The organism is Tenacibaculum soleae (assembly GCF_030549005.1).
Lineage (GTDB): Bacteria > Bacteroidota > Bacteroidia > Flavobacteriales > Flavobacteriaceae > Polaribacter > Polaribacter soleae.
Window position 1 is genome coordinate 255,784 of the sequence record NZ_JAUOSW010000003.1, and the last position, 13,881, is coordinate 269,664.

The window sequence follows — 13,881 nt, forward strand, 5'->3', positions numbered from 1 at the left end:
AGCTGGTTTACATAACTACGACGACGTAGTTTTAAGTTTGTTACAGCAACAATCAAAAAAAATAATAATATTGATTAAATTGCGTTGACATTATAACTAATATACTCCTTATGAAATTATATAAAACATTACTTATTGTATTTTTAGCTTTTGCTACTATTTCTTGTAGCGATAAAGAAAATATTCCTACTGACATTCAAGTTCAAAATTTTGTTTGGAAAGGCTTAAACGCCTATTATTTGTGGCAAAAAGATGTACCTGATTTATCTGACAGACGTTTTAATAACAATCAAGAGCTTTTTGGATATTTAGATAATTATAATAATCCCGAAAATTTATTTTACAATTTATTACACATACCGAGTGAATATCCCAAAGATCCTAACAGAACTTATTCTTGGATTGTTGATGATTACATTGCCTTAGAACAATCTTTTGAAGGTACACGACAAACGACAGGAATAAAACTTAAAGGAGCTGATTATGCCGATGGTTCTGGAAATTATTATGTGTATGTATATGACGTTGTAAAAAATTCTGATGCTGAAACCAAAGGAATTGTTAGAGGAATGCTTATTACTGAAGTAAACGGAACCATACTAACAAGAGCCAATGTAAATGCTTTATTTAGTGCCGATTCGTTTACAATTCAATTAGCCGATTATAATGCAGGAAACCCTGTAAGCAACGGCACAACCATAACACTAAATAGCGCAATAATAACTGAAAGCCCAATTAAAAAAACTACTGTTATTGTTGATGGTAGCCATACTATTGGTTATTTAATGTACAATCAATTTTCACGTGATTTTGATGGAGATTTAAATACCGAATTTGCTAATTTTAAAACCGCTGGCATTACCGATTTAATTATCGATTTACGATACAATGGTGGTGGATCAGTGCAAACGGCTGTGTATTTAGGAAGTATGATTGCTGGGCAAGGTAATAATAAGCTGTTTTCTAAACAAGTTTGGAATAACAAAGTAATGGCTGGTAGAAACCCAGATGATTTTATTAATAATTTCACGGATAAAATTTTAAATAAAGACAGTAATGGAAACACTATTTTAGATGAAAACATTAATAATTTAAACTTACCAACAGTATATTTTATTGTTTCAGAAAATACCGCTTCGGCATCTGAGTTAGTTATAAATGCATTATCTCCTTACATCAATGTAAAACTTGTAGGATCGCAAACTTACGGTAAACATGTAGGCTCAATAACCTTGTACGATTCTGATAACTTTTCGCGTAACGGCCCAAATTTTAAAACAAATCATGCTTGGGCAATGCAACCAATTGTTTTAGAAATTCAGAATAGTAATGGAGAAAATAAACCTGAAGGATTTATTCCTGAAGTAATTATGGAAGAGGATCCTGGTAATTTAGGCATAATTGGTGATATTACCGAACCATTATTAGAAAGAACCATACAATATATTACCACAGGTGCTAAAGGTGTTTCTGCAACTAAAAAAAGAAAATCGAACTTTGCTCCACAATGGAACTCTAACATGAAATATATTGATTATAACAATATGTATATCGATTTAAAATAAATGATTGAAACCAATACAAAAATCCAGCTTTAAAGCTGGATTTTTACTTTATAACAAGCTCATTTTTTGTATTTTTATTAGAAACTTTTAAATATGTCCTAAATTCTTGGTTAGATTTTTTAATCCTAAATCACACCACTCTTTTAAGCAATAACTTGACGGACGATTTGCTCCGACAGATTTTATTAAAATTTTATTTAATGGCTTGCAGAATAGTACTATTTTTATAAAAAGAAAAAAGGATAAAGAACAAAAACTATGAAAAAAATTATTTTTATTGCTATTCTACTTCGTCAAATAATGGTTTCAGCTCAAAATTGGAGCTTTGAATCTGGTGGAAATGTATTTGATGGAAAGTATAAGACATCAAGTATAAAAGGAAAAGGAACCGACTTCCCTTATAACAACCCATTACTTGTAATCAATCTTTTTAAAAATGAATCTTTAAATTTTTATATTGCTGATGCTGGTTACTTTCAAAATTTATCAGAAACAAATGTATTATGGATTTTCAATGATGAACTTGACACCCTCTACAAATCAGTTAATATTTCAAAGTCAGATAATAATAAAATTATATTTTTCAATGATTTTATAAATACTAAATCAAATGAAAGTATAAGTAAACTTGAATTTATTGAAAAATTAAAAACCGCTAATAAAGTAAATGTTAGAATTAAGGATAATTATGGAAAAAACGATATATCTTTTAGTTTAAGAGCAAGTACTAAGGCCATTAATTATGTTATTACCAAAGCATATAAAGAGAAAGTATTAGCTGAACAAAAAGAAGTTAAAAAGTTAATTGAAGAAGAAAAAAATAAAAAAATTGCAGAAGTAAATCGAATTAAAAAGTTAAAAGAACAAGAGAAAAGAAAAAAATTAGATAAACAGAATAAAATTAATAATAAAACTATTGAACTACTTTCAAGTTATGACCTAGATGACTCTGAAAAAAAAGTAATTATTAAGGAAGTTACGTCTGTTATTCAATCATATTCTATAGATATCAACAATATAAAAAAAATAAATATTAATATTCCTTTGGAAGGAACGACTACTTTAGTTTTGCTATATAAGTATAACAAATTCATAGCCGAAAAAAATATAGATATTCCTAATTATAGAAAAAAAATTCTAGACGCATTAGAAAAAAAAGGCTTTAATAGAATGTTATCATTATTAAGTAAATATGATTTTTCGGATATTGAAATAGATCGAATTTTGAAAAAAATTAATAAAAAACAATTTCAAGAAATAGAAAATAAAAAAATAATTTCAATAAAGTTTGAATATTTATCATACGCAACAAAAATAAAGCTTAATAACAAGGGTGAATCTGTAATTATTTCTTTTTTTGACAAACCTTTTTCAAAACAAATTAAGAAAAAAACAAGAAGAGTAAAAAACAATTAACTATACTTCTTTTTACAAGTGTTTTGTCACCTACTCAAAAAAGAAATACCAACTTTACTCCGCTTCAATAAATAAAAAATCCAGCCTTATCGTTGGATTTTTACTTTACAACAAACTCATTTGTTGATTTATACTTTCATTCGGTATTTTTAAATCTGCTCCTAATGCTTTGTTCACTTTCTTAATAAAATAAGCCGCTAATAAAGGTGATTCGACTTCTATATTCTGATGAATAAAAAAATGAATATTTTTCAACCCTAAATCGCTCCATTCTTTTAATCTATAAACCCAAGCATCTAAACGTTCATAATCCGTCGGATGATTTGCACCTACAAACCTAATAAAAGCTTCGTTGTTTGTTAAACGCATGTGCAGCATATCGCGCCTACCCGCAGTGTCTACTAATATATTTGCTATATTATTTTCTTCTAATAACTGCGTATATTCATTAAAAACAGTTAAATTATTAAACCAGTTTTCATTTCTAACTTCTATTGCTAGCTTTATTTCTTTTGGCCAACTAATTACAAAATTTTGTAAACTATCAAAATTACTAGAATTAAACCCTTCATGCATTTGCAAAAAAATAGTACCTAATTTTTCTTGTAAATGAACTGCGTTATCTAAAAACAAATTTACAGAATCTTGAACACCTTGTAATCGTTTAAAATGGCTAATATCTTGCGTTAATTTCGGAAAAAACTTAAACACTTTTGGTGTTTTTAATTGCCATTTTTCAAATTGTTCAGCTGAATATTGGCGATAAAATGTTGCATTCAACTCAATTGAATTAAATTGTTTCGAATAATACCCCAATTCATCTTTAGTTCCCTTCGGATAAAACCCTTTTAAATCGGCTTTATTCCACTTAGCACATCCAACATAAATATTTGGAGTATCAACTTTATTAAAAGAACTTAATAGTTTTACTGTTTTTTGATGTGTTTTTGCTAATGTAAAATCGATTAACTCAGGGTTGAGTACTTTTCCAAATTTCATAAAATTATGCGTTTTCTAAACCCTCTTCTATTTCTTTATTATCAATCATTTCTGGTCTAAACTCGCTCATTTTCTCATCATCTAATTTTTTAGCATAGCTATAACCAGATTTCCACCATTTTTTCATTTTTTCTTTATCAAAAACTAATGAATTGGTTGTTAAAACAGTTGGTGTATAATATAAGTTCAATTTTACACCATGTTGTTTAGCAGATAATTTTCCAATAGTAATATTATGACGCTCCACATTTTCTAGCATAAAATCAAACGTATCCATCATTAACGAAAACGGATTTTTAGCTGGCAATCTATTAATCTGTGTTACTTCAGTGGCTAAAATAACAGCATCAACTTCGGTAGCACCTCTTTCAATAGCTTCTCTTATCGGAATTAAACTTCCAAAACCACCATCTGCATATTGGCAGTAATCTTTTTCTAACAAACTCATAAACGGCACATAATTACACGAACCCCAAATCCAATCACAAAAATCATCATATTCACATTCTAAAATCGATTTATATTCAATCTGGTTTGCTGTTAAATTAGAAACCGTAACTACCACTTCTTTATTTTTTGCACGAATTTCATCGTATATTTCTTTGGTAACTTTTTTCTTAATTAACTTTCGTAAATTCTTACTTTCTCCAAAAGTTTTACGTCCATTTAAAAAGTTCCAAAATGTATTGGTATGTCGTATAGATATAACTTTTTCTCCGTGAACAGATTTTACTCTAAACGGACTGTTACTAAAAATAGATTTTTGATTTACCGATGTATACAATTCTTTTAACTCATCAACCATTCCTAACGCTAAATGAGAAACCATTAAACTACCGGTTGATGTTCCTAAAAACATATCGTATTCTTTCTTCTTTTGTTTCATCAAAAACTGTGCAACACCTCCTGCAAATGCGCCTTTACTCCCACCTCCAGAAATTACCAATGCTTTTTTCATTGTTTTAATTTGATTTACCTATTTTTAGAATTGTAAAAATATCATAAAAAATGAAACGATTCTCACTTTTAATTTTAGTTCTTTTAATTTCTTTTTCTTGTAAAAAAAAACAGCTAGCAAGATCTTTTGATACTATTAAAATTACTGAATTTAAACAAGATAGCACAAGTATTCGTGCAATAAAAGCAATTACTAAAAATGAAATTATTTTTGCTGGTTCAAAAGGAGATATTGGTAGTACCAAAGATGGAGGAAAAACTTGGAGTATGACATATGTTAAACACCAAGATACTATCACTCCACATTTCAGAAGCATAGCTTTTAATGGCCAAAATGCCTATGCGTTAAGCATTGGTAATCCTGCTTTACTTTATAAAATAGATGATTCAACTAAAAAAACAACTTTAGTATACAAAGAAACTCATGAAAAAGTGTTTTACGACAGCATGAAGTTCTTTGCTGATGGAAAACACGGAATCGCAGTTGGTGATCCTACCGAAAACTGTGCCTCTATTATTTTAACTTCGGATGGTGGAACTACTTGGACAAAACTTCCATGCAATAAACTACCTAATTTCGAAGAAGGTGAAGCTTTTTTTGCTGCAAGTAATACCAATATAAAAATTGTAAACAATACGGTGTGGATTGCTTCTGGTGGAACTAAAGCTAGAATTTTAAAATCTGTTGATTTCGGAAAAACTTGGGAAATATATAACACGCCTATTATTCAAGGTGATGGATCACAAGGGATTTATTCTATCGATTTTTATGATGAAAATAACGGGATTGCTATTGGTGGTAATTATGCAAAACCTAATGATAATTGTGCCAATAAAGCCATAACTACAGATGGAGGAAAAACATGGACTTTAGTTGCCGATAATCAAAATCCTAATTACAAAAGTTGTGTCCAATATGTACCTAATACTAACGGTAAAGAAATTTTTGCTGTGGGTAAAACCGGAGTTTCATTTTCTAACGATGGCGGGCATACATGGACAGAAGTAAGCAGCGACGCTTATTATACTATTCAATTTGTAGATAAAAATACTGCGTGGTTATCTGGACACCAAAAAATCGGGAAATTAGTCCTAAACAAATATTAATATTTTGTTAAAACAAAGACAACTTAATATTAAACAAATACCTTTATCACATAAACTAACTTAATTATCAATGAAAAAAATCCTCATGCTATTAGTATTCTTGTGTGTAACAACACTTTATGCACAAGAATACTTTCCAAGTAACACCGGAGTTAAAACTTCAAAAAATAAATTATTTGCGTTTACAAATGCAAAAATTTATGCTAGTCCGACTTATATTATTAAAAAAGGAACATTACTTATTAAAGACGGAAAAGTTTTAAACATAGGTAAATCTGTAAAAATCCCGAAAGGAACAGAAATTATTAATTTAAAAGGTAAAACTATTTATCCATCTTTTGTAGATGTCTACAGTACTTTTGGTGTAACAGCTCCAAAAAGAAAAAGCGGTAGAGGTCCACAATACGATGCTAGCAGAAAAGGATATTATTGGAACGATCATATTCGTCCTGATACTGATGCTTTTGAAGTTTTTAGTTTTGATAACAAAAAAGCTAAAGAATTAGTTAATTTAGGTTTTGGGGTTGTAAACACACATCAAAACGACGGAATTATGCAAGGTAACGGTGTATTAGTTGCTTTAAACAGCGTATCATCTGATGCATATCGTATTTTAAATAAAAAATCTGCAAACTATTTATCGTTTAGTAAAAGTAACAAATCTCGTCAATCCTACCCTACTTCTCGTATGGGTGCGATGTCTTTATTACGTCAAACTTACTCAGATGCAAACTGGTATGCTGGTGGAAATATCGATAATACAGATTTAGCTTTACAAGCTTTAAATGATAAAAAAGACCTTCCTCAAATATTTAGAGCCGGAAATTATTTAGATGATTTACGTGCTGATAAAATTGGTGATGAATTCGGAATTCAATACACAATTGTAGGTGGAGGAAACGAGTATGAACGTGTAAACGATATTAAAAATACGAATGCTACTTTTATTATTCCTATTAATTTCAGAAAAGCATACGATGTAAGTAATGCTTTTTTAGCGGATAAAATTGCGTTAAGCGATATGCGTAAATGGAATCAAGAACCTGCAAACCCTGCTGTTCTTGCTAAAAATAATGTACCATTTGCTTTAACTACTTTTCAATTAAAAAAAGTAGAAAACTTTAAGATCAACTTATACAAAGCAATAAAATTTGGATTGGATAAAACTACTGCTTTAAAAGCCTTGACTAGTGTTCCTGCTAAAATTTTAAAAAATGATAAAATAGGAAACTTAAATAAAGGTAGTTATGCTAACTTTTTAATTACTTCTGGTGATATTTTTGATAAAAACACTACACTTTACGAAAACTGGGTACAAGGAAACAAAAATGTTGTAAACGATATTACTATAAAAGATCTTTCTGGTGAATATACATTGGCAGTTAATGGTAATACCTATAAAATGTCTATCAGCGGAAAAGGTACAAAGCAAAAAGCTATCATTAAGAAAGACGGAAAAAAGGTAAACTCTAAATTTTCTTTTAAAGATGATTGGATGTCTATTACTTTAAGAGAAGGTGATGCTTTTACACGTTTATCTGGAATAGTAGATGCTAAAAACATTAAAGGTAAAGCTGTTACCAATACTGGTGATGAAACCAATTGGACAGCTACTTTCAACTCTAAAAAAGAAGGCAAAAAGAAAAAGAAGAAAAAAGAAGAAAACGTTAATGTTGTTGCTGTTTCTTATCCGAATATCGGGTATGGGAATTATACTAAAACTCAAAAAGAAACTATTTTAATCAAAAATACAACTGTTTGGACTTCTGAAAACAAAGAAATTTTAACCAATACTGATGTTTTAATTAAAGATGGAAAAATTTCTGAAATAGGTAAAAACATTTCTGTAAGAGGAGCTAAAGTTGTTAACGGTGAAGGAAAATGTTTAACCGCTGGTATTATTGACGAGCATTCACATATTGCAACTTCTGCAGTAAACGAATCTGGTCATAATTCTACTGCCGAAGTTACTATTGAAGATGTTGTAGACCCGGATGATATTAATATTTACAGAAACATTGCTGGTGGGGTTACTTCTATTCAAATTTTACATGGTTCAGCAAATCCAATTGGTGGTCGTTCTGCAATTATCAAACTTAAATGGGGAGAAAATGCTGATGGATTAATCTATAAAAACAGTCCGAAATTTATCAAATTCGCCTTAGGTGAAAATGTAAAGCAAGCCAACTGGGGAGATTTACAAACCGTTCGTTTCCCACAAACACGTATGGGAGTTGAACAAGTGTATATCGATTATTTTCAGCGTGCTAAAGAATACGATGCTAAAAAGAAAAGCGGACAACCTTATCGTAAAGATATCGAGCTAGAAACGTTGGCTGAAATTATTAATAAAGAACGTTTTATTTCTTGTCACTCTTACGTGCAATCAGAAATTAACATGTTAATGAAAGTTGCTGAAAAATTTGATTTCAACATCAACACATTCACACATATTTTAGAAGGATACAAAGTAGCTGATAAAATGAAAGAACACGGTGTTGGTGGTTCTACTTTTGCAGATTGGTGGGCTTATAAATACGAAGTTAACGATGCAATACCTTACAATGCTGCAATTATGCATAACCAAGGAATAACGGTTGCTATTAATTCAGATGATGCTGAAATGTCGCGTCGCTTAAATCAAGAAGCTGCTAAATTGATAAAATATGGTGGATTAAGTGAACAAGAAGCTTGGGAAACTGTAACCATAAATCCTGCTAAATTATTACACTTAAACGATCGTACTGGTAGTATTAAAGTTGGTAAAGATGCAGATGTTGTTTTATGGAGCGGAAATCCTTTATCTGTTTACAGCAAAGCTGAAAAAACAATTATTGATGGAGCTGTTTATTTTGATATCGAAAAAGATAAAAAGAAACGTGTTACAATTAAGTCAGAACGTGCTAAATTGATTAACATGATGTTACAAGAAAAACTAAAAGGAGCTAAAACACAAGCACCTGTTAAGAAGTCTAAAAAATTATTTCACTGTGATACAGAATAAGAAACCTAAAACATTAAACATGAAAATTAAAGTTATATATAGTTTATTATGTTTCTTATTTATAGGAAATATAATGGCGCAACAAACACCCGCCGCAAAACAAACACAAGATTATAGTATCGAAGGAGCGACTGCTCATTTAGGAAACGGAAAAGTGATTGAAAATTCATTAATTATGTTTACTAATGGTAAAATTTCTTTTGTTGGTAATGCAATGATGAAAATTGCCAGAAAAGGCAAAGTTATAAATGCAAAAGGAAAACATGTGTATCCTGGATTTATTGCTGCAAACACTTCTCTAGGATTGGCAGAAATTGATGCTGTAAGAGCTACTGTAGATGCTGATGAAGTTGGTGCTATGCTACCTCACATTCGTAGTATTATTGCTTACAATGCAGAAAGTAAAATAGTGGAATCTATGCGTCCAAACGGGGTTTTAATGGGGCAAATTACACCTCGTGGTGGCGTTATTTCAGGAACATCATCTGTAGTACAATTTGATGCATGGAACTGGGAAGATGCTGCTTTAAAAACAGATGATGGAATTCACATGAATTGGCCAAGAGTTTTTAGTCGTGGTCGTTGGTGGTTAGGAGAAGATCCTGGCTTAAAACCAAACAAAAACTACGCTAAAAACATCAATCAAATTACTGACTACATTAACAATGCAAAGACGTATTTAGTAGGTGATAAAACTGCTAAAATTTTACCTTATGAAGCTTTACAAGGAGTCTTAAACGGTTCTCAGAAAATGTTTGTGCATGTAAACGGACAAAAAGCAATTACTGACGTAATTAAAACGTTGAAAAAAGTAGGCATTAAAAACATCGTTATTGTACAAGGAAGTGAAGCTGAAAAAGTAGCCGATTTATTAAAGGAAAATAATATTCCGGTAATCGTATTACGCTCACATCGTCTACCGGGTGCCGAAGATGAAGACTATGATTTATCATACCGTACAGCAAAAGTACTAGTAGATGCAGGTATTACTGTCGGTTTAGGTATGGAAGGGGAAATGGAACGTATGAGTACACGTAACTTACCTTTTTACGCAGGAACTTATGCTGCTTATGGTTTAGGTAAAGAAAAAGCATTGCAGTTAATTACACAAAACAATGCCAAAATTTTAGGCATTGATGATAAAGTAGGTACTTTAGAAGTTGGTAAAGATGCTACTTTATTTATCTCGGAAGGAGATGCGCTAGATATGCGAACCAATATTTTAACAGAAGCTTTTATTCAAGGTAGAAAAATTAGTTTAGAGACCCATCAAACAAAACTTTGGAAACGTTATTCTAATAAATATAAAAATCAATAAAAATAAAAAAGCTCGGTATCACTACCGAGCTTTTAATTCAAATCAATTTGTTAAAAATTATTAATAATAAATTTTAACCACAAAGTTTACGTTAACAAATTCATTATAAATATATACGAAAATCAATAGTATAAAATACTCAATATTGGGTATTTTTGTATTTATGAAACAAATTAGCAGCATACAGAATCCTTTTATTAAAGATTTATTAAAACTTCAAGATAAATCCCGAGAACGTAAAAAGAAAGGATTGTTTTTAGTTGAAGGCCAACGTGAAATATCCTTAGTAGTTAGCGGTGGCTATCAAATAGAAACTATTTTATTTGTAACTGATATGTTTTCTAACGAAAGTTTAGAAGAGCTATTGAAACATACTAAAAACTGTATAGAAATTACAAAAGAAATCTATCAAAAAATTGCTTATCGCGATACTACCGAAGGTGTGGTTGCTGTAGTAAAATCGAAAGATTATACTTTAGAGAGTATTCAATTTAATACCACTACTCCACTTGTTTTAGTTTTAGAAGGCATTGAAAAACCCGGTAATATTGGTGCTATGTTACGCACTGCGGATGCCGCAAATGTAGATGCAGTTTTTATTGCAAATCCAAAAACCGATTTATTTAACCCTAATATTGTGCGCTCTAGTGTTGGTTGTTTATTTACCAATCAAATCGGAGTTGGAACATCCGAAGAAATTATTGATTTTTTACAACAAAAAAACATCAATATTTACAGCGCTACGCTTCAAAATTCTAACGAATATCATAAAAACGATTATACCAAACCAACTGCTTTAGTTGTAGGTACCGAAGCAACCGGATTAACACAAATTTGGAGAGATAAAGCAACGCAAAACATCAATATACCTATGCAAGGACAAATAGATTCGATGAACGTCTCTGTAGCCGCTGCCATTTTAACTTTCGAGGCCAAAAGACAACGAGGGTTTTAAATATACTTTTTACTCTATAATTTTATTGGCGTAACTCAAGTTTTTTAGTAATTTCGATTTTCTAAATAGTTTTAATGAAAGTCTGTATCGCCGAAAAGCCGAGTGTAGCACGCGAAATTGCTAATATATTAGGAGCCAATACCAAACGAGATGGTTATTTCGAAGGTAATGGTTATGCTGTTACCTATACTTTCGGACATTTATGTACACTTTTAGAGCCTAAAGACTACAAACCGCATTGGAAAAGTTGGGATTTAAACAACTTACCCATGCTTCCCGAACGTTTTAACACCAAAGTAACCAACGATGGCGGTATAAAAAAACAGTTCAATATCGTTAAATCGTTATTTGAAAGAGCTGACGTTGTTATAAACTGTGGGGATGCCGGTACAGAAGGTGAACTGATACAACGTTGGGTAATAAACCAAGCAAATTACAAAGGAGAAGTACAACGATTATGGATTTCTTCGCTAACCGAAGAAGCTATTAGAGATGGATTTAACAATTTAAAACCTGCCGAAAAATACGATAATTTATATTACGCAGGTTTTTCTCGTGCCATTGGCGATTGGCTTTTAGGCTTAAATGCAACACGATTATATACTGTTAAATTTGGTGGCTACAAGCAAGTATTATCGGTAGGTAGAGTGCAAACTCCTACCTTAGCAATGTTGGTAAATCGTTTTAATGAAATTCAAAATTTTAAACCACAACCTTATTGGGAACTGCAAACTTTATATCGCAATACGCTTTTTAGCTACGAAGAAGGACGTTTTTTAAAAAAAGAAGAAGGTCAGGTTTTTGCTGATAAAGTAAAAGAAAGCGATTTCGAAATTACTTCGGTTACCAAAAAGAAAGGAAAAGAATATGCTCCTAAATTATTTGATTTAACGGGCTTACAAGTATATTGCAATAATAAATTCGGGTTTTCTGCGGATGAAACCTTAAAAATAGTTCAGAAACTTTACGAAATGAAAGTAGTTACCTATCCTAGAGTTGATACTACTTTTTTACCGAATGATGTGTACCCTAAAATAGCAGGAATATTAACCAAATTAACAGACTACAGCGAGTTAACAAAACCGTTATTAGGGCAAAAAATAAAGAAATCTAAAAAGGTTTTTGACGATAAAAAAGTAACCGATCACCACGCTATTATTCCTACCGGAATTCAAAATAATTTACAATATAATCAACAACAAGTGTATGATATTATTACGCGTCGTTTTATTGCTGTTTTTTATCCAGAAAGTGAGGTTGCAAATACTTCGGTAATTGGTGAGGTTGACAAAATAGCTTTTAAAACAAGCGGAAAGGAAATTGTATCTAAAGGATGGCGTGTTGTATTCGAATACGGAAATGATACTAAAAAAACAGAAGCAAACACCTTACCTGCCTTTGTAAAAGGTGAAAAAGGACCGCACGAACCTAGTTTTTTAGAAAAAGAAACCAAACCTCCACGTAATTATACCGAAGCAAGTTTATTACGTGCTATGGAAACTGCTGGTAAACAGGTTGATGATGATGAAATGCGTGAATTAATGAAAGAAAACGGTATTGGTCGTCCGTCAACTCGTGCAAGTATTATTGAAACGTTATTCAGAAGAAAATATATCGAGCGTCAAAAAAAATTAGTAATTCCTACCCAAACAGGAATTGATTTAATTGATTTGATAGATAATGAATTACTAAAATCTGCTGAATTAACAGGTCGTTGGGAAAAACGCTTGAAAGAAATTGAACGTGGTGATTTTAATGCCGGTATTTTCATCAATAATATGAAAAAAATGGTGGATGAATTGGTGTATGAAGTCCGTTCTAGCAATAAAACAAAACGACTGTCTTCTGAAAATGAAACTCCGAAAGTAAAACATAAAAAAGCTACTTCAAAGAAGAAAACAGTCGTTGCTAAAGAGTGTCCGAAATGTAAAAAAGGACAATTATTAAAAGGAAATACAGCCTACGGATGTTCTAGTTACAAAAATGGATGTGATTTTAAATTGCCTTTTAGTTTTATGGATAAAAAAATATCTGAAACGCAACTAATTCGTTTAATCGATAAAGGATGTACCACTAATTTAAAAGGTTTTAAACAAGGCAAAGATAAAGTTGAAGGTTTGGTTCGTTTTGATGCTAATTTCAATTTAAAGCTAGAGCAAAAACAAACGTCCGTTAAATCACAATCGAAAATATCTGAAGTTGCTGACATTATTACTTGTCCTAAATGTAAAAAAGGAACTATTTTAAAAGGAAAATCTGCTTACGGATGCTCTAATTATAAAAATGGGTGTGATTTTGTTTTTACGTTTGATAACATCAAAAAAATAGCTAACGGACAAGCATTGACTAAAGAGTTGGTTTTTAAAATTATAAGTTCAAATTAGTACTTAACGTCATTCTTAACTTGTTTCAGAATCGCATCCTATAAACAGAAATAAATCTGTTTGTATGATAACTTAAAATATATTTAGGTTGACATAAAATATCCGCTTTTAAAAATCAAGAAATATTAAAATTCATCTTTCTGAACTTGTTTCAGAATCGCATCCTATAAAACAAG

General features: G+C 30.9%; 9 protein-coding genes. 7 read left to right on the forward strand and 2 right to left on the reverse strand.

The annotated features are described in order from the left end of the window. Positions 1–110 precede the first annotated feature (110 nt). Both Q4586_RS05730 and Q4586_RS05735 read left to right on the forward strand, forming a co-directional pair. Positions 111–1,565 carry a GFO_1087 family putative carboxy terminal peptidase gene (locus Q4586_RS05730; RefSeq protein ID WP_303527202.1) on the forward strand — a complete coding sequence of 485 codons (1,455 nt, stop codon included), beginning with the start codon at positions 111–113 and terminating at the stop codon, positions 1,563–1,565. A gap of 258 nt (positions 1,566–1,823) precedes the next feature. Continuing rightward, on the forward strand, positions 1,824–2,981 hold the full coding sequence (locus tag Q4586_RS05735) for a hypothetical protein (RefSeq protein ID WP_068705734.1): 1,158 nt from the start codon (positions 1,824–1,826) through the stop codon (positions 2,979–2,981). Between the two features lie 105 nt (positions 2,982–3,086). On the opposite strand, the gene Q4586_RS05740 is transcribed toward Q4586_RS05735, so the two are convergent. Both Q4586_RS05740 and Q4586_RS05745 read right to left on the reverse strand, forming a co-directional pair. Beyond that, entirely contained in the window at positions 3,087–3,980 is an 894-nt protein-coding gene (locus tag Q4586_RS05740; RefSeq protein ID WP_303527205.1) for a DUF72 domain-containing protein, read from the reverse strand. Between the two features lie 4 nt (positions 3,981–3,984). Next, positions 3,985–4,938 (reverse strand): patatin-like phospholipase family protein, encoded by a 954-nt coding sequence (locus Q4586_RS05745; protein ID WP_068705692.1) that lies wholly within the window; start codon positions 4,936–4,938, stop codon positions 3,985–3,987. Positions 4,939–4,988: 50 nt separating this feature from the next. Between Q4586_RS05745 and Q4586_RS05750 the strand changes: the two genes are divergently transcribed. The 5 genes from Q4586_RS05750 (at position 4,989) to Q4586_RS05770 (ending at position 13,705) form a co-directional block, all read left to right on the forward strand. Further along, on the forward strand, positions 4,989–6,044 hold the full coding sequence (locus Q4586_RS05750) for a WD40/YVTN/BNR-like repeat-containing protein (protein ID WP_303527208.1): 1,056 nt from the start codon (positions 4,989–4,991) through the stop codon (positions 6,042–6,044). A gap of 70 nt (positions 6,045–6,114) precedes the next feature. Then, complete coding sequence (locus Q4586_RS05755; RefSeq protein WP_303527210.1) at positions 6,115–9,048, forward strand: amidohydrolase family protein; 2,934 nt, start codon at positions 6,115–6,117, stop codon at positions 9,046–9,048. Between the two features lie 19 nt (positions 9,049–9,067). Next, the gene (locus tag Q4586_RS05760; protein ID WP_303527212.1) at positions 9,068–10,366 is read left to right on the forward strand and encodes an amidohydrolase family protein; all 1,299 of its coding nucleotides are present in this window, start codon (positions 9,068–9,070) and stop codon (positions 10,364–10,366) included. A gap of 163 nt (positions 10,367–10,529) precedes the next feature. Next, positions 10,530–11,321 carry a TrmH family RNA methyltransferase gene (locus Q4586_RS05765; protein WP_303527213.1) on the forward strand — a complete coding sequence of 264 codons (792 nt, stop codon included), beginning with the start codon at positions 10,530–10,532 and terminating at the stop codon, positions 11,319–11,321. A 74-nt stretch (positions 11,322–11,395) separates the two neighbouring features. Then, positions 11,396–13,705 (forward strand): type IA DNA topoisomerase, encoded by a 2,310-nt coding sequence (locus Q4586_RS05770; RefSeq protein ID WP_303527215.1) that lies wholly within the window; start codon positions 11,396–11,398, stop codon positions 13,703–13,705. The last annotated feature ends 176 nt before the right edge of the window (positions 13,706–13,881 follow it).